Raw genomic sequence first — 24464 nt, forward strand, 5'->3', positions numbered from 1 at the left:
GATGCTTCAGACAGAATCAAGAATCCGATTATAGAAAACGAGACTGTTGGCTATCTGTTCTTTCGGTCAGTCGGCTCAAACCACACCGCCGGCCTCAAGCATGCGGGGGGCTGCCCGCGCCCAATATGCGCCGCAAGCACTGGCGTACGCCATCCAGATAGCTGTACACCACCGGCAGTACCAGCAAGGTCAGCACGGTGGAACTCACCATGCCGCCGATGATGGCAAAGGCCATCGGCGCGCGTGTTTCCACCCCTTCGCCACTACCGATGGCCATGGGCAGCATGCCGAAGATCATGGCCAAGCTGGTCATCATGATGGGGCGCAGCCTCACCCGGCCTGCGGCGATGATGGCATCGGTACGCACCATGCCCTCGCGGCGCGACTGGTTGATGAAGTCCACCAGCAGGATGCCGTTCTTGGCGCACAGGCCCATCAGCATGATGATGCCGATGACCGAGAACATATTGAGTGTAGAACCCGACAGCCAAAGCGCCACAAACACACCGACGAAAGCCAGTGGCAGAGCCACCATGATGGCCAGCGGCAAAGTAAAGCTGCGGAACTGGGCGGCCAGAATCATGTAGATGAAGATCACCCCCATGGCCAGCGCCTGCAAGGCATAGCCCAGCGACTCTTCCATGTCGCGCCGTTCGCCTTCTTCGGCCAGGCTGACACCGGCGGGCAGCTTGAGGCTGGCGGTGATTTTGCTGATATCGGCAAAAGCCGAACCGGCGTCACGCCCGGCGATATTGCCGGTCACTGTCACCTGGCGCAGCAGGTCTACACGGTCGATCTGGCGTGGACTGAGCCCCGGGCTCAGCCGGGTAACCGTGGACAGCGGCACCATGCTGGCCGCACCATTGGCATCGGCCCGGCCGGCCACGGTAATGATGTCCAGCAAGGCATTGCTGCGTTCGCTGCGTGGCACTTGCAGCAGCACATCGTAGTTTTCTCCGTCCGGCGCTTCCCAGGTACTGACCACATCCCCGGCCAGCAACTGCGACAAGGTGCTGCCTACCTTGTTGAGGTCCACGCCCAGGCTGGCGGCGGCATCGCGGCGCACTTCCAGCTTGATGGCCGGGTCGGCATCGGACAGGCTGCTTTGCAGATCGCCCACCCCTCTTACCTGCGCCAGCCGGCTCATCAACTGACTGGCTGCGGCATCCAGCTCGTCAAGATTACTGCCACGCAGGCCAATGCTGACGGGCTTGCCACCCGGACCTTCCTTGCCCATTTCCTCGACCGATTCCACCTCCACACCCGCCACCCGGCTCGCCTTGGCCCTGGCCTGTTGCATCAGCGAGAACAGGCTGTGCTGGCGGCTGTTCTTGTCGCCCAGGTCCACCACCAGCCGCCCGTCACTCTTGCTGGCACCAAAGCTGCTGCTACCGGCGGTCAACTGGATGGAACGCACAGCGGGCAACTGGCGCAGCAAGGCTTCCAGTTCGCGGCCCTTGGCCACGGTGTAATCCAGCGAGGAGCCAGGCGCCGTCTTGAAGGAGAGTGAGAATTTGCCCTTGTCCTGACGCGGCATGAATTCGCCGCCGATATGCGGCAACAGCATGAAACTGCCCAGCAATAGCAGGACAGCCAGGGACAGTACCGTCTTGCGATGAGCCAGCGACCAGCTGATCACCCCGACATAACGATTGGCCAGCTTGTCCAGCGAGGATTCAAACCAGTCCAGCATGCGCCCCAGTGGGCCACGGTGCCGGTCGCCATGCTGGTGCGGGTCCGGCCAGATGGAAGACAGCATGGGGTCCAGCGTGAAGCTGACCAGCATGGAAATCAGCACCGCTACCGTGACGGTCAGGCCAAACTGGTGAAAAAACTTGCCGATGATGCCGCTCATGAAGCCTACCGGCAGGAACACCGCCACCACGGTAAGGGTGGTGGCCAGTACCGCCAGGCCGATTTCATTGGTGCCATCCAGCGCCGCCTGCACATGGCTTTTGCCCAACTGGCGATGACGCACGATGTTTTCCCGCACCACGATGGCGTCGTCAATCAACAGGCCGATGGACAGCGAAAGTGCCATCAGCGTCATCAGGTTGAGGGTGAAGCCCAGTGCCTGCAAGGCAAACAGGGTGCCCACCAGCGCCACCGGCAGGGTGAGGCCGGTAATGACCGTACTGCGCCAGCTGCCCAGGAACAGGAACACGATCAGCACCGTCAGCGCCGCGCCTTCCAGCAAGGTGGCTTCCACATTGGCCAGCGACTTTTTCACCTCGGCGGACTTATCGTAGGTGAAGTGCACCTGGGTGCCGGCCGGCATGTGGTCTTGCATGGCATCGATCACCTGCTTCACACCATTGGCCACGTCCACCACATTGGCCCCGCGTGCCGCGCGGATGTCTATCCCTACCCCGGGTTTGCCATCAATCAAGGCCGTACTGCTGGCTTCGGCTTCGGCATCACTGACACTGGCCACATCCGACAGCCGGATAGGGCTGCCATTGCGGTAGCCGGTAACCAGATTGGCAAAGTCTTCCGGCGACTTGAGCTTGCCACTCACCCGCACATTCAGTTCGTTGCTGGCGCTGCTGACCGCACCTGCCGGAAAGTCCCGGTTGCCGGCGCGGATGGCATCGGCCACTTCCTGCAAGGACAGGCCGCTGGACTCCAGCCGGTAAGGGTCGACATCAATGCGGATTTGCCGCCTTACTCCGCCTACCACTTTGGCCTCGCCCACGCCAGATACCATTTGCAGGCGCTTTTTCAGCGTATTTTCCAGCCAGGTGGTCAAGCTGCGTTGCGACACCTGGTCCGAACTGAAGGTGATGGACAGCAAGGGCTGATCATTCGGATTGAACTGCGACACCGAAGGTGTGCCGATTTCACGGCGGAAGCGGCCTTGCACGCCGCCCACCCGGTCGCGTACATCCTGCACCGCCACCGCCGGGTCCACCGTCAGCGCAAACTCCACCACGATGGTGGAACTGCCTTCAAACGAATAGGAACGGATATGCTTGATGCCGTTGATGGTATTGATGGCCTCTTCCAGCGGACGGGTTACTTCGCTTTCGACCACCTCGGGCGAGGCACCGCCATACCCGGTACTGACCACCGCTACCGGGAAGCGGATGTCCGGCAACTCCTCCACCGGCAGCCGCGTCCAGGCAAACAGCCCCAGTACCAACAGGGACAACATCAGGACGGTAGCGAAATAGGGATTGCGCACGCTGACGCGGGTCAACCACATGCCATTCCCCTTATTTCAGATCAGTCGGCAAGCGCACGGCATCGCCGCTGCGCACACCCAGCAAGGGGGCGGCCAGCAACACCTTGCCAGGCGACAGACCGGCAACGGCAACCTTGTGTTCGGTCTGCGACCATAACAACAGCTGCACCGGCTGGCGCTGCAAGCGCCCCTTGTCCACCAGCATCACCCAGGGATGTGCGGGCAAATCCTGCACCGCCTCTTGTGGCAGTACTACCTGCCCGCGCTCCTCATGCAAAACCAGGCCGCCCTTGGCAAACTGCCCGGCCTTGAGGCGGCCATCCGCATTATTCACCCGGATATAAATCAGAAAACTGCGGGTGCCGCTTTGCGCCACCGGATTGACCCGCACCACGTCCCCCAGTACTTCATCCGGCAGGCCTTCCACACTGAAACGCGCTTGCTGGCCCGCCTTGATTTGCCCTATCCACTGCGATGGCACACTGGCACTGAGCTCCAGCACCGATAAATCGGCAATGGAAAACAGCCGGGCGTTGCGGGCGGCAATTTCACCGGGATTGATCTTGCGTTCGTACACCACACCGGCAATCGGAGCACGCACCACACTATCCGCCTGCTGACGGCGGGCACGCGCCAACTGGCTGGTTTGCGCCTGCAACTCGCCCTGGCGCACGGTGAACTCGCTTTCGGCCTCGTCGTAGGCCAGCTGGGAGATAAACCCCTTTTGCAAAAGCTCGTGCTGCTTGTCCAGCTTGGTACGTGCCAGTTTCAGCCGCGACTGGTTGGCCGCCAGCTGGGCCTGTTGCTCGGTCACCGACTGGTCCAGCGATTCGGAGTCCAGCCGGGCCAGCACTTGCCCGGGTTTTACCGTCTCCCCTTCCCGCACCAGTACCTGCTCCACCCTGGCTTCCACTTCAGCAGCGATACTGCTGCTTTTCAGCGCTGTCAGCGTCCCGGTAAACGGCAAGGTGTCACGCAGCACACCAGTCCGTGCCACCACCACATCGGCGCGCGACAATGTCCGCACCATGGTCTGCGCGCTTGCGGCAGAAGCCGGCTGGTCAGCCACAGCACCCTCTGGCGCACCATGACACGCGGTCAACCCCATCAGCAATACGCACCACCCCAAGCTGGCTGACTTCATTTCTTATGGTTCCACTGGTTTTACTGGCATTCATTACGGTAACGCCACCCTGGATGGCGTCATGCCTCTGGGCAGCAACATCCACAGCTTGCCGTTCTGTTTCATCCTGCCTGCATACATGCCGGCCTCACTGCCAAAGCCCCAGAACAAATCGGCCCGTGCCGCACCGCGAATGGCATTGCCTGTGTCCTGTGCGTGCACCAGCCTGGCCAGCGGCTGCGCACTGCCAGGCCAGCTGGTGGACAGGAAAACCGGTGTTCCCAAGGGGATATAGCGCGGGTCCACCGCAATGCTGTAACCACCTGTCAGCGGAACCCCCAGCGCACCAGCCGGGCCGCTGTCGCCACCGGGCAGTGTCTTGAAAAACACATAGCTGGGGTTAACGTCGAACAGAGCTTGCTGACGCCCGGGGTTGGCCTTGATCCAGGCCTGGATGCCCTGCATCGAAGCATTGGCCAGCGTCATTTCCCCTTTATCCACCAGCCATTTGCCGATGGACTGGTAGTTGTAGCCATTCTGCTCGGCATAACCCAGGTGCAGAAAGCTGCCATCTTCCAGCTGAATGCGACCCGAACCCTGTACCTGCAGGAAGAACAACTCTACCGGGTCTTCCACCCAGGCCAGCACCGGAGCGCTGGCCACTCCCTTGCCCTGGGCGATTTCCGCCCGGGTGTAATACGGCAGCAAGCGGTTGCCCGCCAGACGGCCCTTGAGCTTGCCGCTGCGGTTATCCGCCGGGAAATCTGCCGGATGGATTTCAATCTCTCCACTACCGGCCTGGGCCTTGCCCGGCAGCCATTGCAGGCGGTTTTGCCCGATTTTGCGCGCCACCAGCACGCTATTACCGCGCGCTGCGGGCGGGTAATCCATCACCAGCAAGTCGGCGGGCACGCCGTAAACAGGCCATGGCGTGCGCGGACTACGCGTGTGGCTGCCATTGAGCAAGGGTTCGTAATAACCGGTGATCAAACCATTGGGATTAACGGCATCCTGCACCGCCCAGGCATTGAAGTGCTGCTCGAAGAACTGGCGCACCTGTCCCTCGTCTTGTTCGGCAATACGGGAGGCATCGCTACAGACCGGCTGCCAGGCGGACTTGTGCGCCAACACCTTGCAGCTTTGCAACAAGGCTTGCAGGCTATCGCCGGTGCGCTGCTGTTGCCAGCCAGGCAAGGCTGACGGGCTGAGCGGGCCACTGCCGACAGATGGCGGCGGTGTTGACGTGGTGGAGCAAGCAGCCAGCCAGATGAGCGGCAGCAGTAACAGCAAGCGTCTGAACATGATTTGCAACATCGAGAAGAGAGTGAGAAAGACCGACATACTGCGCCGGTCGCCCATGTTACCGCGCAGCGAAACAAGCTGCACGGACAAGGCCTTGGGACCATCCGTGCCACGGCGGGTTCTGCCGCCTGCGCATTTCATCGAGCTGCAACAAAAATGCAAACAAAGCTGGCTAACATGGCGAGCACAACATTATTCACTGGCGCGCTACCACAAGCTTGGCCAGGCCATCACTCAGCTTGAAGCAAGGAGATATCCGATGAAACGCCTTTTCGCCCGTTCTGCCCTGTTGGCTAGCCTGGCCCTGTTCATGGGCTCGCACGCTATCATCGCCCACGCCGAGGACGCCCCGGTCAGCGATGAACAGCTGGCAAGCAACGTCAAGAACGCGCTGGACAGCGATCCGGAATTGAAAGCCCTGAACCTGCATGTAGTCAGCAAGAAACAGGAAGTCACCATTGACGGCAAGATGACCGATGACCAGCAAATGTACAAAGCCGGTGTAATTGCCGAAAAAGTACCCGGCGTCAAATTTGTCATCAACAACATGAATATGTAAGCCTCAGGCTGCACCTGCTTGCCGCGCGCCCCCGCCTGTCGGGGGCGTTTGCATTAATGCAGGCAGAACATGACATTTCCCGTCCTGGCCGCTGATCGCGCAACGATTCTGCCATCCGATTGCCAATGAATATGCTGAATCTTCCTGGTGGCTGCTCACTCCCCAGGCATTCCGTACAGTCCTTGCCAGCCCACAGCCGCACCGTGGCCAGCAGTGTCGCCGAAATTGAACGGTAATTAAACGAAAATACCCCTGAAAACAGGAAAATTATCGTAAAAACACGCTAACAACTCTCCTCACCCTGAGCCATTGACGCCTGAACAGGCGGATTTGCACACTCTGCACCGCAAGCACCTTCCCCTGATCCAGCGGAAGGTTTTTTTATCGCCTTCATGCTCAGGAAACATCATGTCCCACCGTATCTTGCCCATCACACTATTCACCTTGCTTCCGGCCATCGCCATGGCCGATACCACGCTGTACGGCAGCCTGCGCGTTGGTATCGACAGCATGCAAAGCGTGGACACCCGTTTCAAGCGCAGCACCGGCATTGACGACTTCAGCAGCCGTATCGGCTTCAAGGGGAAGGAAACCCTGGCTGGAGCATTGCAGGTCATCTGGCAGCTGGAAACCGGCCTGGCCATGGATGGCGTGGCAACCGGCGGCACCGGCAGCGGCACCCTGGCCAACCGCATGAGCTTTGTCGGCCTGCAGGACAGCTGGGGCAGGCTGCGTGTCGGCTATCTGGATGATGTGCTGACCAGCACCCAGGCAACCGACATCTTTGCCAGCCCGCGCCGCGAAGCCAGCAGCGGCATTGCCTACCCGCTGTATGAAGCACGCGATATTTTTGGCAGCAACAACTACGGCGACAGCCGGGCCAAAAACAGCCTGCGCTACGACAGCCCGCGCTGGAAGGGCATGGAGGCCTCGCTACAGTATGGTGCCGGAGAAAGCCAAAGCGATGGACACAAGTCCGGCGAAACCTGGGGCTTACGCCTGGGATATGCCGATGCCGGCTATTTCATCAACTACGCAGTCATGACCCGCCTGAATGCCATCAACACCAATAACAGTGCCATCCAGCGCGTGGAACTTGGCTATCGCGGTGATGCACTGCAACTGGCCGCCACCGTGCAAAAAATCCGCCTGTATGGCAATGCACTGAAGAACAAGAATGGCAGTGATGATTTCGAGATTCCCGGCATCTTGCAGCAAACCGGCATTGCCCAGGACGGGGTAAACAAGCTGAGCAGCCAGGTAGTGGCGCTCAGTGCCGGCTATCAGCTGGGCGCCTTCAAACCCATGGCGCTGTACTCACACCGAGGCCGGGTGTACATGGATGGTCAGCATCTGAATTGGTCAGCCAATCAGTGGGCAGCGGGTGTTGAATACACGCTGAGCAAGCGCAGCCTGCTGCAAGCGGGTTACGGCGCGGTACGCCAGAATGCCGGGGGACAAAGTGCGCTGACCTGGGCCAAGTCCAGCGCCAGCACCGCGTGGATGATGATGCGGACCGATTTCTAAGCAAACCGGGGCAGTTTCATCGCGCTGTTGTACACAGGAAACCCCCGCCCACCGGCCCTGTCCGGCATGCCGGCGGGTAGCCGGTGCAAGGTGTCAAGGGCCTGCCCTGTCTGAGCGATTTGACCTTAGCCAATCGCGCGTTCAGGCGCACCCTGGCCCGGGCTGGGCCTGTCGGGCAGCCGCAGGCCATGCTTGCGGGGCTGGTCTTGAGGTAAAGGAGGGCTTGACCAGGCAAGCCCTCCTTCCCGTTTACCGCGCGGCAGCGGCATCGTAATCATCCTCCGCATGCGCGGACTCTGACTCAAAATTTATTCACAGACCCAACGCCAAGCCGGATTTACACCGTCTCCAGCGCCAGCAGTTCGGCCATGGTTTGGCGGCGACGGATCAGCCTGGCTTCATCGCCATCCAGCAACACCTCTGGCAACAGCGGGCGGCTGTTGTAATTGGAGGACATGGTAGCGCCATACGCACCGGCATCATGGAACACCAGCCAGTCGCCTACCGTGGCTGGCGGCAAGTCGCGGCTCTCCACCACGCCGCCTTCCTGCTGGGTAAATACATCACCCGATTCGCACAGCGGACCAGCCACCACGGTCGGCACCGCGCCGGCCTTTTCGCTGCCATTGCGCTCCAGCACCGAAATGGCGTGGTAACTGCCGTACAAGGACGGGCGCATCAAGTCGTTGAAGCCGGCATCCACCAGCACAAAATGGCGGCTGCCCATGTCCTTCACCGCCCGCACCTCGGCCACCAGCGCGCCGGACTCGGCCACCAGGAAGCGACCCGGTTCGATCTCCAGACGCACCGCGTGGCCCAGCAGCTGTTCCACTTCCTTGCGCGCGCTGTCCCACAGCTGGAAGTAGTGTTCGGTATCAATGCGGCTGTCACCGTCGCGGTAAGGAATGGACAGGCCGCCGCCAGCGGAGATGGCCTCAATATCCTGTCCCAGGCTGCGCACCAGCTCCACCATGGCACCGCACACCTGTTGCAGATGGCCATAATCCACCCCGGAGCCAATATGCATGTGGATGCCCACCAGTTTCAGACCGGTTGCGTCAATCACTTGCAGTGCCTGCGGCAGGTCCGCATGCCAGATGCCATGCTTGCTGTTTTCACCGCCGGTATTGGTCTTGTGGCTATGGCCATGACCGAAACCGGGGTTGATGCGCAACCATACCCGATGACCGGGGGAGCGTTCGCCCAGTTGGCGCAGCATGTCGATGCTGCCTGCATTTACCACGATGCGCTCGGCCACCACCTTGTCCAGTGTGGCGCGATCCAGCACGTCAGCAGTAAACACCACCTCGGAAGGTTCGGCCGTGCTCAGATCGTAACCGGCGACGCGCGCTCTTTCGATTTCCCCCAGCGACACGGCATCCACCATCACGCCCTGCTCGCGCATCAGACGCAGGATATGGGTATTGGAGTTGGCCTTTTGCGCATAACGAATGACATCAAACTGCTTGAGCTGGGCAATGCGCTCGCGAATGAGCCGGGCATCATAAACCCATAGCGGAGCGGAAAACTGTTCGGCCAGCGCGGCCAGGCGTGAGGGGGCAAAGGTTTTCATGGCAATCCATTCATGGTTTTCCAGCAGTGTGAGGCTTGCATGGACAAAAATAAAATATCAATTCATCGCCATGTCTTTCATTTATGATATGAGTCTTCTCTGTCACTACCAGATGCCATGTCCTTCAACCTGCGCCATGTGGAAATTTTCCACGCCATCATGACCAGCGGCAGCGTGACCGAAGCGGCCACCTTGCTGCATACCTCCCAGCCCACCATCAGCCGGGAACTGGCCCGGCTGGAGCAACTCAGCGGCCTAGTGCTGTTCGAGCGGGTGCGCGGGCGCTTGCGCCCTACCCTGCAAGCCTTGCAGCTGTTTGAAGAGGTGCAGCGTTCCTATCTGGGCCTGGAGCGGATAGTCAGCACCGCGCAGGCTTTGCGCCATTTCGATACCGGTCAGCTGTCCATTGCCTGTCTGCCCATGTTTTCCCAGGCGGTACTACCCACGGTGTGCCAGCGCTTTCTGGCGCGCTATCCCAAGGTAAAGCTGAATATCACGCCGCAGGAATCTCCCTTGCTGGAAGAATGGCTGGCCGCCCAGCGCCATGATCTGGGCCTGAGCGAAAGCCATATCCAGCCACCGGGCACCAGCCAGCAGCAGCTGTTCTGCGGTGATGAAGTGGCGGTACTGCCCGACACCCATCCGCTATGCAGCAAGTCCGTGCTGGAACTGAGCGATTTTGCCGGGCAGCCTTTTATCAGCCTGTCTGCCAACGATATCTATCGCCAGCAACTGGATATGCTGTTTGCCAATGCCGGGGTCACGCGGCAACTGGTGCTGGAAACCAACAGCGCAGCCTCGGTGTGCTGCATGGTGCGCCAGGGCATAGGCATGGCGGTGGTCAATCCGCTGACCGCGCAGGAATATGCCGGCCAGGGTGTTTGTATTCGCCCATTGGCGGTTTCGCTACCGTTCCGGGTTAATCTGATTCGCCCGCTGCATCGCCCTGCCTCGGCACTGGTGGAACATTTTGCCGACGAATTGTGTGCGGCTATGGCGGTCCGTCAACCATCATCCTGATGATTTAAAAGTACTTAAAAACACAGACATCAATAATGCTTTGCAAAAAAATGATTATGGCATTAGCCTTTTTCAGCTATACCGCTATCAGGACAGTATATTACTGAGCTGAAACCGGGCGTCACGCCAAAGCAGAACCATGCCATGCCAAAACTGGCGGATTGGCTGACGCTGTCATTTTCCAGAGAAAACCATGCGTAACAACCAGCCTGTCACCCAGCACGAGCTGTTTTTGCATCCCAAACGGCCCATCGTCACCAAGACTGATATCAAGGGGCTGATTACCTATGCCAACCGTGCCTTCATCGACATCAGCGGTTTTACCGAGGAAGAGCTGATCGGCCAGCCGCACAACGTCGTGCGGCATCCGGATATGCCCGCCGAGGCGTTCGAGGATTTGTGGCGTACGGTGGAAGCAGGCCACCCCTGGCGCGGCCTGGTGAAGAACCGCAGCAAGCAGGGTGACTTTTACTGGGTGGATGCCTATGTGACGCCGATCCGGGAAAACGGCCACACAGTGGGCTACATGTCGGTACGCAGCGCACCGGACAAGCAGCAATGCCAGCAGGCCGACCAGTTGTACGCCGAGATTCGCGCCAGGCGCAGCGCCTTCCCGGTCACCCGACATCACAGCGGGATCTCCATGCAGCGCCTGCTGTTGCTGGCCATGCTGCCACCGGTACTGGCGCTGCTGGCCCAATTCATCCTGCCGGACAGCATCGTCCACGACATTCTCAATGCTGGCAGCATCATCTGGCTGATTGCGACTGGACTGGTCATTTACCAGAGCATTGCCACACCATTGGCGCAAGCCAAGCAAGGACTGGGCAGGCTGGCCGAAGGCAACTTCAAGGAGCCGATTACACAATCTGGCTGCCAGGACATGCGCCAGATGATGGAAATGCTGGAAACCATGCGCATCAATACCCGTGCGGTGCTGGCCGATGTGGTGTCCGGCGCGCATGACATCAGCCAGGCGGCAACCGCTACGCATACCGAAGCCTCCCATCTGGAAAAACGCGGCGAACACGCACTGGAAGGCATCACCCGTGTTGCCGCCGCACTGGAACAGCTATCCGTATCGGTGAATGAAATCTCCCTCACCACTCAGGCCGGCAAAGGCCATGCCAGTGCCGCCACCCAGCTGGCGGATCAGGGTGAAGACAAAATGCGGGAAACCAGCCAGGCCACCCGGCAGGTGATGGGTGAGTTCGAACATACCCGCGATGCCATTCTGGTACTGGAAAAGTCGGCAGAAGAAATCGGCTCGGTCACCTCGGTCATCAAGGAAATTGCCAACCAGACCAACCTGCTGGCACTGAACGCCGCCATCGAAGCGGCCCGCGCCGGCGAACAAGGCCGCGGCTTTGCCGTGGTGGCCGATGAAGTACGCAAGCTGGCAGAGCGCACTGCCGGCAATACCCTGGAAATCGAGCAGTCCATCAATGTGTTGCACGAACGCACCCGCCAGGTATTGCAAAACGTCCAGCAGGCCCTGAACAAAGTGGAAGGGGTGGAAAGTGCCATCAGTATCGCCAGCGAAAGCCTGGAAGCCATCCGCGAGGCCAATCAGGGCGTGTCGGCCTCTGCGGCCAATGTAGCCGAGATGTTGCAGCAGCAATCCTCGGCCTCCACCGAAGTGGCACAGAACATGGAAACCATGAGTGTGCTGACCGAGCAGAACAGTCACAGTATTGCCACCACCCGCGAGGTCGCCCAGCAACTGCACACCACCGCGCACGATCTGAAGCGACTGGTCAGCCACTTCGAACGTCATCTCTGAGCCGGAAGGCATCACCGCGAACCCTGGCGCTTTTGCTACAATAGCTCCTGCCCCGTCAACTGGGGCATCACTAATCTGAACAAGGCGGCCCTGGGCCGCCTTGCTGTGTTTTACGGCCAGCCAGACCGCCAGCCGGGCAACTTTCGACCTCAGGATTGGATTTCGCTTGAAACTGCGTACCGTGCTACGAATTGCGCTGTTATTGGTGTTGATGGACATTGCTGCCGTCAGTGCCTTTCGCGCCAGCGTGGACGGCTCGCTGGAAGAACTGCGTGCGGCCAACACCCAGCGGCTGGAGCTTTACGCCAACAGTCTGGAAAGTGAAATCGGGCACTACGCCCGCCTGCCCAGCCTGCTGGGCCTTTCCCCTTATGTAGACCGTTTGCTGCACGCGCCGGACGATGTCCAACGGCAACAGGCTGCCAATGATTATCTGGAACGCCTGAGCCAGCGCACCGGGGCCAGCGCCATTTACATCATGGATGACAAGGGCGTGGTCAAGGCCACCAGCAATTGGCGCCAGCCAGACAGTTACCTGGGTGAAAACGATTCCTTTCGCGCCTACTTCACCGATGCCATGAACGGCCAGCCCGGCCGCTTTTTTGGCGTTGGCACCACCCGTAGCGAAGCCGGTTACTATCTGTCCGAACCACTGAGCAACCGCGGTCGCATCATCGGAGTGGCGGTGGTGAAGGTAAACATGGAGTACCTGGAAAAACTGTGGCGGGAAAACAAGACTACCGTCATGGTATCGGACCAGAACGGCGTGGTGATTCTGGCCACAGAACCCGGCTGGAAATTCAACACCCTCAAGCCCTTCAGCAAGGCCCTGCAGGACGCATTTGACCGCAATTTGCAATACAACCGCAAACGCCTGCCACCGCTGGGGCTGGAAGAGCGGCGCAGCCTGGGCGATGGCAGCCACATCTATAGGCTGGAACAGGCAGGACGCAAGCCACTGAGCCGTCTGGCCTACCCGCGCGACATGCTGGGCCAGTCGCTGCAGCTGCCCTTGTCCAACTGGCGGCTGACCGTGTTGTCCAGCCTGGACCCGGTCTACCAGCTGGCCTACAACCGCGCCGCGCTGGCCGCAGTGCTGACCTTGCTCAGCCTGACCGGTATTTTGTGGCTGAACGAACGCCGTCGCCGCCTGCGCGACAAGCTGGCCGCCCGCGAAGCACTGCAGCAAGCCTACCGCGAACTGGAACGCAAGGTGGAAGAACGCACCGCCGACCTGTCGCTGACCAATCAGCGGCTACAAGAAGAAGTCAGCGAGCGGATTCGCACCGAACAGCATTTGCGCCAGACGCAGGACAATCTGGTACAGGCCGGCAAACTGGCAGTACTGGGCCAGCTGGCCACCGGGGTGGCCCACGAACTGAACCAGCCACTGGCAGCGCTACGCACTTTGTCGGGTAATGCCATCAAGTTTCTGGAGCGCGCACAAACCGACACGGTGCGTACCAATTTGCAAACCATCTGCCAGTTGGTGGACAAGATGGGCGAAATCACCAGCGCGCTCAAAAGCTACTCGCGCAAATCCACCAACAGCCTGGGTACGGTGGACATCAGCATGGCCATCGACAGCGCCTTGTTATTGCTGCGCAACCGGCTGGAGGGAAGCGGCATCCGGATATTGCGCCCCCATGCCCCGGAACCATGGCAAGCACGCTGCGACCCCAACCGCTTTGAGCAGGTGCTGGTGAATCTGCTGGCCAATGCACTGGACGAACTGCAACAGCGCCCGGAAGGGCAGATTGAAATCAGCGGCCATCGCACCACCACGCAGCTGGTGCTGCAAATCCGTGATAATGGCCCCGGCCTGCACGAGTCGGTGCGTGCCCAGCTGTTCGAACCCTTTGTCACCACCAAACCCGCCGGTATCGGCCTGGGCCTGGGGCTGACGCTGAGCGCCGGCATCATTGCCGAGGCCGGCGGCAGCCTGAGCGCCGACAATCACCCGCAGGGCGGTGCCGTGTTCACCATCACCCTGCCGCTTGCCACAAAGGAAAACCGTCATGTTTGATGGGATGAAAGTGTTGATCGTCGAAGATGACCCGGACGTGCGACTGGGCTGCGAGCAAGCGCTGATGCTGGAAGGCCTGGACGCGCGCGGCGTGGCCAGCGCCGAACAGGCCCTGGCGCTAGTCACCCCCGGCTTTCCCGGCGTCGTGGTCAGCGACATCCACCTGCAAGGACAGGATGGCATGGCGCTGATGCGCAACTTGCTGGCTCGTGATGCCAGCCTGCCGGTGATTCTGATCACCGGCCATGGCGATGTCAGCCTGGCGGTACAGGCAATGAAAGATGGCGCTTACGACTTCATCGAAAAGCCCTTCTCCCCCGAACGCCTGCACGATGTGGTGTGTCGCGCCATGGAGCAGCGCCGCCTGAGCCTGGAAGTGGAAACCCTGCGTCGTCAATTGCAGGACAAGCAAAGCCTGGAGTCGCGCCTGATCGGCCGCTCGCCGGCCATGGAAAAAGTACGTCGCATGATTGCCGACCTGGCCGACACCTCGGCCAATGTGTTGATTCTGGGCGAAACCGGCACCGGCAAGGAGCTGGTGGCACGCTGTCTGCATGAAGTCAGCCGTCGGCAAAAACATAATTTTGTGGCGGTCAACTGCGGTGGCCTGGCCGAGAACCTGTTCGAGAGCGAGATTTTCGGCCACGAGGCCCATGCCTTTACCGGCGCGGCCAAACGCCGCATCGGCCGTATCGAATATGCCCACAACGGCACGCTGTTTCTCGATGAAATCGAGAGCATGCCGCTGCCGCTGCAAATCAAGATGCTGCGCGTGCTGCAAGAACGCACGCTGGAAAGGCTGGGTTCCAACACCCCCATTCCGGTGGACTGTCGCGTGATATCCGCCACCAAGGCCGACCTGAAAGCCATGGGCAATAACGGCAGCTTCCGCAGCGACCTTTACTACCGGCTCAACGTAGTCACGCTGCAACTACCGCCGCTGCGCGAACGCCGCGAGGATATTCCGCTGCTGTTCGAGTATTTCCTGCTGCAATCGGCCAGCCGCTTCGACCGCCCCACGCCGCAACTGGAAGCGCATGAGCAAGCCGAACTGCTGGCCTACGACTGGCCCGGCAATGTGCGCGAATTGCGCAATGTGGCCGAACGCTATGTGTTGGGCATTCGCACGCCATTGTCCGAATCCGGTGAGCCAAGCCAGAGCCTGCCGCTGGCCGAAACGGTGGAAGCCTTCGAGCGCGCACTGATTGCCGAAGAATTCCGTCGCCACGGTTATAGCCTGAGCCGCACCAGCGAAGCGCTGAAAGTGGCCAAAACCACCTTGTTCGACAAACTGAAAAAATACGGTCTGAACCAGGCGGGTTGATGGCCGGGCTGACGGCTAACCCGCAGTCCCGGCCCAAGCCTGAAGCGGGCATAAAAAAAGCGGCCACCAGGGCCGCTTGCCAAAGGCTGTGTGATCAGTCGCTACACCGTGCTGTCGCTGCGGGGGGTCCCACCCCAAAGGGTGTCGCAGTCGACAGACAGGCCGGTGCCGCGCCTGTCAGCCAGCTCAATAGGTGTAGAACATGCGTTGCAGTTCTTTGGTGTCGTGGGTCTTGGTCAGACCCAGCATCAGCAGAATGCGGGCTTTTTGCGCATTCAGCGTGTCGCTGACGACCAGATCTTCCTGATCGTCGTTGGCTTCACCATTACGCGCCACGATACCGCTGCCCACGCGCGAGCTACGCACTACGATCACACCCTTTTTACGGGCGTCACGGATGGCAGGCATCATCTGGGCGGCAATACTGCCATCGCCCACACCGGCTTGCACGATGCCCTGGGCACCGGCAGCAATGTCGGCGTCCATGGCCACGCGGTCCATGTTGGCGTAACCGTAAACGATGTCGACGCGCGGCAGGCTGTTCAGCTTGGAGATGTCAAATTCGGTATCTGCAGTGTTCTTGCGGGTGGACATGCGGTAGAAGTGCGGCTTGTTGTCCTGCATGTAACCCAGATAACCCAGTTCCGGCGTCTTGAAGGTGTCGGTAGTGGAAGTGTTGGTCTTGGTGACTTCGCGGGCGGCGTTGATCTGGTCGTTCAGCGCAACCAGCACACCCTTGCCAACCGCATCCTTGCTACCCGCCAGAATCACGGCGTTATACAGGTTGATCGGGCCGTCAGCACTGATGGCGGTGGACGGGCGCATGGAACCCACCACAACTACCGGCTTCTTGCTCTTCACCACCAGATCCAGGAAGTAAGCGGTTTCTTCGATGGTGTCGGTACCGTGGGTAATCACCACGCCGTCCACATCCTTCTGGGCCAGCAGTTCGTTCACCCGCTTGGCCAGCTTCAACCACACTTCATTGGTCATGCTTTCGCTGGCAATCTGGGCAACCTGTTCGCCACGTACGTCGGCCACCTTGGACAGCTCGGGCACGGCGGCAATCATCTTGTCCACGCCCAGCTTGGCTGCGGTGTAACCAATGGTGGTGGTGCTGGTGGCACCGGTACCGGCAATGGTGCCGCCGGTGGCCAGAATCACCACATGCGGCTTGGCCGCATCAGCCGCCTGGGCGGACTGACCACACAATGCAGCCATGACAGCTGCGCTGGACAACAACATTTTGAAGGTTTTTTTCATGTCTCTTCCTTTGTAGAAAGACAAGTGGGAGATGACGTTGCCGGGGAGCAACTCACTGCAGCGATCCCCCCGTCACCAGCTTGTCCGCCTGTATCGGCAGCTTTGGCTGGGCGGGGAGTCTCGCCTGATTTTTTATTTGTTTATGCGTGGCAGGGACGCCGAGGCTCAGGCCTGATCTTCGGCCAGGGCCGGGTTGGCATGGGCAGCTTCGGCATCGATATCGCCTTCCGAAGCGGCAACCACGGTAGTGGCAATAGCGTTACCCAACACGTTGGTTGCGGTACGGCCCATGTCCAGGAAGTGGTCGATACCCAGAATCAGCAGAATGCCGGCTTCAGGCAGGTTGAACATCGGCAGCACGGCAGCTACCACCACCAGCGAAGCACGCGGTACACCGGCAATACCCTTGCTGGTGATCAGCAGAATCAGCAGCATGGTGATTTGCTGGCCCAGGCTCAGGTTGATATTGGCAACCTGGGAGATGAACAGGGCGGCAAACGAGGTGTACATGATGGAACCGTCCAGGTTAAACGAATAACCCAGCGGCAGGACAAAACCGGAAACACGTTCCTTGATGCCAAAGCGTTCCAGCTGCTCCAGCAGGGTCGGGTAAGCAGCTTCGCTACTGGCGGTGGCAAAACCCAGCATCAGCGGCATGCGGATGGTTTTGAGCAGGGCGAAGATCTTCTTGCCAACAAAGCCATAGGCCGCGGCAATCATCAGCAGCCACAGGCAAGCCAGGGCCAAGTAGAAGCTACCCATGAACTTGGCGTACATGGACAGTACGCCCAGGCCATCAGCGGTAATGGTGGAAGCAACGGCACCAAATACACCAACCGGGGCAAACATCATCACGATATTGGTGACGCGCAGCATGATGTTGGCCAGTTGTTCCAGGCCTTTCATCAGGATGTCCGGTTTCGGGCCCTTGTAAGAAGCAATGGCAAAACCGAAGAACACCGAGAATACCACCACTTGCAGCACTTCGTTTTTCGCCATGGCGTCAAAGAAGCTGGTGGGGAACATGTGGGTGATGAAGTCTTTCAGGTTCAGCGCACTGGTTTTCAGGGCCGGAGCAGCAGCATCAGCCACCGGCAGGGTGTAACCCACGCCCGGTTGCAGGCTGTTGGCGAAAATCAGGCCCAGGAACAGGGAAACCAGCGAAGCACCCATAAACCAGCACATGGCCTTCAGACCAACACGACCCACAGAACGGGAATCGCTGCTGCCAATACCATGCACCAGGGTGGACATCACCAGTGGGGCGATGATCATCTTGATCAGACGCATGAACACGTCGGTCAGGATGGAGAAGTAACCGGCAACATCTTTCAGTTGTTTCGGATCGGTAATCGAGGTGTGACAGCCGTAGCCGACTGCGATGCCCAGCACCAGGGCGATCAAGACCCACAGGGTAATCTTGTTGGTTTTCACGAGCGTTTCTCCAGAGTAACCCGGCTTTATGGCCGGTGTTGAGTACGCTCTATACAGCAGAAAACGTGCCAAGAAATTTTCACATTTTCAGGACGTAAATATCTGATTTTTATAAGAAATAATAAAAATACAATAGCATGCATTCGGAAAACCGAATCAGGCAGAAAAAGGGCGTTTGGAAAACCGACCGAAATGCAGGAGTACAGCTCAGAAGGAAGGATTATTCCGACCGCCTGTTCATCAAAAAGTTTCCGCACTGCAACATACACTTACGGACAGTTCTACCTCGACCACCACCCTTTGGTGCGCCTGACAGAATCACCGAAAATGACCGACTCCATCGGCAAGCGGTCTACCAGGGCAGCTGCTGCATCATGATCAAACCACCTCAGGAAGCCTGCCTTGAGCATCATCACAAATTTCCGCGATCTGGGTGGCATCCAGACCATAAACGGTCAGCACCTGCTGCCACGTCGTCTGCTGCGCTCTGCCGAACTATCGCAATTAGCTGCCGAAGAGGCCCGGCAGTTGCTGCAGGATTACCGGCTGAACAAAGTCGTTGATTTTCGCAGTGAGGAGGAAGTACTTCAGCGACCGGACCTGCACATTGACGGCATCTGTTATGTCCATATCGACCTGCAACCCGAAGTAAGGCACATGGCACACGCCTCCATCAGCACCCTCAGCAGGCTGGAAAGCATCAGCCAAACCCATGACTACATGTTGGCGCTGTATCAGCAACTGGCTGTTTCCCCGACCTCTCAAGCCGGGTATCAGCAGTTTTTCCTGGAGCTGCTCAATAATCCCGCACATGAAAGTGTGCTGTTTCATTGTGCAGCAGGCAAAGACCGAACCGGTATTGCCACCATGCTGATTCTGGAAGCACTGGAAGTAGCCAGACCACGGATCTATCAGGACTACCTGCAAACCAACCGCTTGCGCCAGGCGGAAAATACCCGTCTGCTTGCCCAGGCCGCGGCCGCGGGAGCAGACCAGGCTCAACAGGCCGCCTTCGCCATTGCGCTACAGGTCGACAGCCGGTATCTGGATAGGTTTTACCGCACGGTGGAGGAACACTACGGCTCGATGGATGATTACTTGCAATCTGCCATCGGCCTGGATACACACAGCAAACGACAATTGCGCCAGCAGTATCTGCAATAGACTTGGCCCGACGGCAGGAAATGAAAAAGCCGCTGTGAATGAATCACAGCGGCTTTTGATTTGGTGGGCCCCCCGGGAGTCGAACCCGGCACCAACGGATTATGCTTACCCGCTACGGCTTTCGCCGCCCCTTTCGGGTTTGTGGTCTGGACTGTCTCTTGTCTTTACGACCTGCCCGTACAGTCTCTACACGTTCTCTCTCGCGAGAGCTTCGCTCGGGATTGCCACGCTGCCAAGGCAACAGAGGTTTCCCCGAATTTGAGCAGTTCTACCAGGGAGCAGAGTCAACTTGCTCCAAGGCAACCCAATCAGTGCGCTCCGTACCCTTGCGAGTCGTAGGAGTTCACTTGTTAAGTCCGCTGCTCTAACCAAGCATGAGCTAGAGGCCCGAAGCTGCGCAGTATACCAGAATGAAATAAAAATCCCCAAGCCCTGATGCAAGCCGCTTGGGGATTCTGTCTTAAAAGACAGGCTGTATTACTGACCGCCTGGCTCGTTGTCCAGGAAGCTGCGCAGACGTTCCGAGCGGGTCGGGTGACGCAGCTTGCGCAGAGCCTTGGCTTCGATCTGACGGATACGCTCACGCGTCACGTCAAACTGCTTGCCCACTTCTTCCAGCGTGTGGTCGGTATTCATGTCGATACCAAAACGCATGCGCAATACCTTGGCCTCACGCGGGGTCAGGGTATCCAGCACTTCCTTGGTGGCGTCCTTCAGACTGGAGTACATCGCAGCATCAGACGGTGCCAGGTTGTTCTGGTCCTCGATGAAATCACCCAGATGGGAATCGTCGTCATCGCCGATCGGGGTTTCCATGGAGATAGGCTCCTTGGAAATCTTCATGATCTTGCGAATCTTCTCTTCCGGCATTTCCATCTTTTCCGCCAGTTCGGCCGGGTCCGGCTCACGGCCGGTTTCCTGCAGGATCTGACGCGAAATGCGGTTCATCTTGTTGATGGTTTCGATCATGTGCACCGGGATACGGATGGTGCGGGCCTGGTCCGCAATGGAGCGGGTGATGGCCTGACGAATCCACCAGGTGGCATAGGTCGAGAATTTGTAACCACGACGGTATTCGAACTTGTCCACCGCCTTCATCAGGCCGATATTGCCTTCCTGAATCAGGTCGAGGAACTGCAAGCCACGGTTGGTGTACTTCTTGGCAATGGAAATCACCAGACGCAGGTTGGCCTCGATCATTTCCTTCTTGGCACGACGTGCCTTGGACTCACCCGCCGACATCTGGCGGTTGATTTCCTTGAGCTCCTTGATCGGCAGCATGGCGCGATCCTGCAGCTCGGACAGCTTGGTCTGCTTCTCGATGATGGCGTACTTGAAGCGGGTCAGCGCCTCGCTCCAGGCTTTGCCGGAATCGATTTCGGTTTCCACCCAGGCGGTGTTGATTTCGTTGCCGGGGAATACCTTGATGAAGTGGGTGCGGTCCATGCGCACGCGCGTCACGCAAATATCCTGGATATCGCGTTCGAAGGTACGGATTTCATTGACACGGCGACGCAGCGATTCACACAGCGACTCGATCTGACGGGTGGAGAAACGCACCATCATGAATTCGGTGGTGATGGCGTCTTGCAGTTCCAGATAAGCCTTGGACTTGGAGCCTTCCTTTTCCAGCACCTTGATCATCTTGTCGAACATCATGCGCACGCCGGCAAAGTGCTCCAGCGTTTGCTGCTTGAGTTCTTCCAGATTGGCCAGATTGGCGGCCTCGGCGCTGGCTTCGTCGTCCTCGCCCTCTTCTTCCTCATCTTCCAGCAGGGCGTCTTCTTCGACTTCCGGCTCGGCAAACGGGAGCGCAGCGGCTTCCGCTGCTTCGGCGTTGGGATCGATGAAACCGTCGACCACTTCGTCAACCCGGATTTCTTCCCTGCCAATGCGTTCTACCAGCTCCAGCACTTCCGCCACGGTACCCGGACAGGCCGAGATCGCCAGAATCATGTGCTTGAGGCCGTCTTCGATACGCTTGGCAATTTCGATTTCGCCTTCGCGGGTCAACAGCTCAACCGAACCCATCTCACGCATGTACATGCGCACCGGGTCGGTGGTACGGCCAAACTCGGAATCCACCGACGACAATGCCGCCTCGGCTTCTTCCACCGCATCTTCGTCGGCCACGGCCGGCGTGGCATCGGACATCAGCAGGGTTTCTGCGTCCGGTGCTTCGTCATAAACCTGGATGCCCAGACCGGAAATCATCGTGACGATGTTTTCAATCTGTTCGGCATCGGACACATCTTCCGGAAGGTGGTCGTTGATCTCCGCGTAGGTGAGATAACCACGTTCCTTGCCCAGGGCAATCAGCTGGCGCAGCCGTTTACGCTGCTCTTCCAGGCTCATGACCTGTTCTTCGTTGTCCTGCACATCTTTTTGATTTTCGGGAGAGGCCGCCATTTTGCTTCCTGCTTTAAAAAAGCCGAAAAAAACAGTTGATTATAACACAACTACGTCACTTCCGCCCGGGCTCACGGTGGCGAGCCGAGCAGGTCTCGGAGCAGTTCCCTGAATAATGCTTTTTCTTCCGGACTTAGACCTTCATTACGGTCTTTCAGTTTTAGCCTTTCCACCTGAGCTTCACGCAACATTTTCAACAGTCTGGCATTGCCATGCTGAAACTGAATGCGGTCATCCTCACCGGGATCGACAAACTCGTCCGGATCCTGCATGGCCTGGTGCAATACACTGTCGATCAGCCCTTCGTAGGGGGTGCCACGCAGCCCCTCTATCAATTGCGCCGTATTGGGCGGCTGTTCGTGTTGTTGCACACTTTCGGCCAACATCGCAAAGCAGGCCAGCTCGTCAGACAGCGGCAGGCTGTCCGGCAAACTCACATCACTGGCCCACGCCGGGTTCATCAGCAGCCATTTGATCTGCTTGTGAACAATGGGCGTGTTGATCTGGCGATATGATTCCTCCGGCAAACGGTATTCCCGCTTGCCCTTGCGCTCCGGCGCTTTCTTGCCCGTGGTCAGCATGTCAAAATCGTCGACGTCCATGCCGGCAAGCTCTGCCAGCCGCTTTCTGATCATGAAGCCAAGCGCCGGTGCTGCAATCTGAGCCAGAAGCGGGCTGGCCTGTTTGATCAGGTCAGCACGCCCTTCCGGCGTATTCATGTCCACGCGGCCTGTCAGCTCGCGGGTAAAGTAAACCGACAGCGGCAGGCTGTGCTCTACCAGCTGCTGTTCGAATGCTTCTGCACCGAACTCCCGTACATAACTGTCCGGGTCGTGTTCTGACGGCAAGAACAGAAAATTCAGCGCCTTGCCATCCTGCAATTGCGGCAGGCTGTTTTCCAGCGCACGCCAGGCTGCCTTCTGGCCAGCCTTGTCACCATCAAAACAGAAATAAACCTGGTCGGCATGGCGCATCAGCTTGCGTACATGCTCACCGGTCGTGGCCGTACCCAGGGTGGCAACCGCATAGTTGATACCGTATTGGGCCAGCGCCACCACATCCATATAACCTTCAACCACCAGCACGCGATTCTTCTCGCGAATAGCCTGGCGGGCTTCATACAGGCCGTACAGCTCACGGCCTTTTTCGAACAGCACCGTTTCCGGCGAGTTCAGATACTTTGGCTCCCCCTTGCCCAGCACACGACCACCAAAACCGATGATGGCACCGCGCTGATTGCGGATGGGGAACATGACCCGCTCACGGAAACGGTCGTAACGCTTGCCGCTTTCTTCATTGAAAATGACCAGGCCAGCATCCACCAGCTTGTCATCCTGATACTGCGGAAAAACAGCTTGCAGGTTCTGCCATTCACCCGGGGCATAGCCCAGACCGAAACGACCGGCCACTTCACCGCTAACGCCGCGCCCTTTCAGGTAGCTGATGGCAACCGGTGCCGACTTCAACTGCTGCTTGAAATAACCGGCAGCCAGTTGCATGGCTTCTTCCAGCGACATCTGGCGCTCGCGCGCCACCCGGCTTGCTTCCGGATTGGCGGTGCGCTCTTGCGGCACCTGCATGCCGATACTTTCGGCGAGCAGCTTGACAGCGTCGACAAAGCCCAGCCCCTGATACTCCATGACAAAGCCGATGGCCGAGCCATGCGCACCACAGCCAAAGCAGTGATAGAACTGCTTGCTGGGGCTGACCGTGAAAGAGGGGGATTTTTCCTTGTGGAACGGGCAGCAGGCCAGATAGTTCTGGCCAGCCTTTTTCAGCGGGACATAGCGATCCACCACGTCGACCAGATCGACACGGGACAGCAACTGATCAACAAAGTCCTGTGGAATCAACGCCGAACACCTGCCTTACACGGAAAAAACATTACCGGAGCCATGCGACACCGGGCGGAGATCAGGCAGAGAGCCTGGCCTTGATACGCGTCGAAACCAATGCCATATCGGCTCGACCCGCCAGTTGCGGACGCAACAGACCCATGACCTTGCCCATGTCCTGCATGGAAGCCGCACCGCTGTCGACCACGGCCTTGGCAACCAGCTCGTCGATTTCGGCCTCGGACAGTTGCTGCGGCATATAGGCCATCAGCACGGTCATTTCGGCTTTTTCCTTGTCGGCCAGATCCTGGCGCTGGGCAGCTTCGTACTGGGAAATGGAATCACGGCGCTGCTTGAGCATCTTGTCGATCACCGCCACGATGGCGGCATCATCCAGCTCGATGCGTTCGTCCACTTCTTTCTGCTTGATGGCTGCCATCAGCAGACGAATTGCGGCCAGACGCTCGGTTTCCTTCGCCCTCATGGCGGACTTCATATCATCGCTGATACGGACTTTGAGGCTCATGTCGTGCTCACGGGAGGGCCATGTCAAGACATGGCGAGAATTCTGGAGTACAAATGGCAAAACCGCAGGCATGGCCTGCGGTCCCGCTTTATGACCGATGCAACTCTTAGTAGAGTTTCGGCGGCAGCATCTGGCTGCGAATGCGCTTGTAGTGGCGCTTAACGGCAGCAGCGTGCTTACGCTTGCGTTCGGTGGTCGGCTTTTCGTAGAACTCGCGAGCACGCAGTTCGGTCAGCAGACCGGTTTTTTCTACAGCGCGCTTGAAGCGACGCATGGCGACTTCGAACGGCTCGTTTTCTTTAACGCGAATATTCGGCATTGACTCAAGTATCCTTAGATTTCTAGGCTGCGCCCATAGGGCAACCTATAAAAAACAGCATTTTAACAACAATACGCAGTTTGTAAAAGTCTG

At 58.7% G+C, this 24464-nt stretch carries 17 protein-coding genes; 7 read left to right on the top strand and 10 right to left on the bottom strand.

What is annotated here, in order from left to right:
• Positions 1-94: 94 nt before the first annotated feature.
• Genes HWX34_RS04055 through HWX34_RS04065 form a run of 3 tightly spaced genes read right to left on the bottom strand, consistent with a single transcriptional unit; the run spans position 95 to position 5609 of the window.
• Positions 95-3205: an efflux RND transporter permease subunit gene (locus HWX34_RS04055; protein ID WP_178971100.1), complete on the bottom strand. Its 3111-nt coding sequence runs from the start codon at positions 3203-3205 to the stop codon at positions 95-97.
• 10 nt (positions 3206-3215) lie between these two features.
• On the bottom strand, positions 3216-4328 hold the full coding sequence (locus tag HWX34_RS04060) for an efflux RND transporter periplasmic adaptor subunit (protein ID WP_255496565.1): 1113 nt from the start codon (positions 4326-4328) through the stop codon (positions 3216-3218).
• Between the two features lie 33 nt (positions 4329-4361).
• Entirely contained in the window at positions 4362-5609 is a 1248-nt protein-coding gene (locus HWX34_RS04065; RefSeq protein ID WP_255496566.1) for a murein transglycosylase A, read from the bottom strand.
• Here HWX34_RS04065 and HWX34_RS21215 point away from each other — a divergent pair.
• Together HWX34_RS21215 and HWX34_RS04075 are read left to right on the top strand one after the other, a co-directional pair.
• Entirely contained in the window at positions 5575-6168 is a 594-nt protein-coding gene (locus HWX34_RS21215) for a BON domain-containing protein (RefSeq protein ID WP_255496567.1), read from the top strand. The two genes, HWX34_RS04065 and HWX34_RS21215, sit on opposite strands and share 35 nt — an antisense overlap.
• A 408-nt stretch (positions 6169-6576) precedes the next feature.
• Positions 6577-7695 carry a porin gene (locus HWX34_RS04075; RefSeq protein ID WP_178971101.1) on the top strand — a complete coding sequence of 373 codons (1119 nt, stop codon included), beginning with the start codon at positions 6577-6579 and terminating at the stop codon, positions 7693-7695.
• Between the two features lie 337 nt (positions 7696-8032).
• Here the strand turns inward: HWX34_RS04075 and lysA are convergent, their stop codons facing one another.
• A complete protein-coding gene (lysA, locus tag HWX34_RS04080) occupies positions 8033-9268 on the bottom strand; it encodes a diaminopimelate decarboxylase (RefSeq protein ID WP_178971102.1) in 1236 nt (411 codons plus the stop codon).
• A 117-nt stretch (positions 9269-9385) separates the two neighbouring features.
• Here lysA and HWX34_RS04085 point away from each other — a divergent pair, with 117 nt between their 5' ends.
• The 4 genes from HWX34_RS04085 (at position 9386) to HWX34_RS04100 (ending at position 15421) form a co-directional block, all read left to right on the top strand.
• Positions 9386-10288, top strand: coding sequence for a LysR family transcriptional regulator (locus tag HWX34_RS04085; RefSeq protein ID WP_178971103.1), 903 nt, complete (start codon positions 9386-9388; stop codon positions 10286-10288).
• Positions 10289-10481: 193 nt separating this feature from the next.
• Positions 10482-12071: a PAS domain-containing methyl-accepting chemotaxis protein gene (locus HWX34_RS04090; RefSeq protein ID WP_178971104.1), complete on the top strand. Its 1590-nt coding sequence runs from the start codon at positions 10482-10484 to the stop codon at positions 12069-12071.
• A 166-nt stretch (positions 12072-12237) separates the two neighbouring features.
• Positions 12238-14097: an ATP-binding protein gene (locus HWX34_RS04095; RefSeq protein ID WP_218645045.1), complete on the top strand. Its 1860-nt coding sequence runs from the start codon at positions 12238-12240 to the stop codon at positions 14095-14097.
• Positions 14090-15421 carry a sigma-54 dependent transcriptional regulator gene (locus HWX34_RS04100; RefSeq protein ID WP_178971105.1) on the top strand — a complete coding sequence of 444 codons (1332 nt, stop codon included), beginning with the start codon at positions 14090-14092 and terminating at the stop codon, positions 15419-15421. Before HWX34_RS04095 ends, HWX34_RS04100 begins: the two co-directional genes overlap by 8 nt.
• Before the next feature lie 186 nt (positions 15422-15607).
• Here HWX34_RS04100 and HWX34_RS04105 read toward each other — a convergent pair whose 3' ends face one another.
• Positions 15608-16684 (bottom strand): type II asparaginase, encoded by a 1077-nt coding sequence (locus tag HWX34_RS04105; RefSeq protein WP_082696095.1) that lies wholly within the window; start codon positions 16682-16684, stop codon positions 15608-15610.
• A 165-nt stretch (positions 16685-16849) separates the two neighbouring features.
• Positions 16850-18118, bottom strand: a complete 1269-nt coding sequence (locus tag HWX34_RS04110; protein WP_178971106.1) for a dicarboxylate/amino acid:cation symporter — start codon at positions 18116-18118, stop codon at positions 16850-16852.
• A gap of 402 nt (positions 18119-18520) precedes the next feature.
• On the opposite strand from HWX34_RS04110, the gene HWX34_RS04115 reads away from it, so the two are divergent.
• The gene (locus HWX34_RS04115; RefSeq protein WP_178971107.1) at positions 18521-19282 is read left to right on the top strand and encodes a tyrosine-protein phosphatase; all 762 of its coding nucleotides are present in this window, start codon (positions 18521-18523) and stop codon (positions 19280-19282) included.
• A 477-nt stretch (positions 19283-19759) separates the two neighbouring features.
• On the opposite strand, the gene rpoD is transcribed toward HWX34_RS04115, so the two are convergent.
• The 4 genes from rpoD to rpsU form a co-directional block, all read right to left on the bottom strand.
• Positions 19760-21691, bottom strand: coding sequence for an RNA polymerase sigma factor RpoD (gene rpoD, locus HWX34_RS04120; protein ID WP_178971108.1), 1932 nt, complete (start codon positions 21689-21691; stop codon positions 19760-19762).
• A 71-nt stretch (positions 21692-21762) separates the two neighbouring features.
• Positions 21763-23544: a DNA primase gene (gene dnaG, locus HWX34_RS04125; protein WP_178971109.1), complete on the bottom strand. Its 1782-nt coding sequence runs from the start codon at positions 23542-23544 to the stop codon at positions 21763-21765.
• A gap of 61 nt (positions 23545-23605) precedes the next feature.
• Complete coding sequence (locus HWX34_RS04130; protein WP_178971110.1) at positions 23606-24052, bottom strand: GatB/YqeY domain-containing protein; 447 nt, start codon at positions 24050-24052, stop codon at positions 23606-23608.
• 106 nt (positions 24053-24158) lie between these two features.
• On the bottom strand, positions 24159-24371 hold the full coding sequence (rpsU, locus tag HWX34_RS04135; RefSeq protein WP_045845443.1) for a 30S ribosomal protein S21: 213 nt from the start codon (positions 24369-24371) through the stop codon (positions 24159-24161).
• Between the last annotated feature and the right edge of the window lie 93 nt (positions 24372-24464).

This window comes from Aquitalea sp. LB_tupeE (assembly GCF_013391415.1).
Classification (GTDB): Bacteria; Pseudomonadota; Gammaproteobacteria; order Burkholderiales; family Chromobacteriaceae; genus Aquitalea.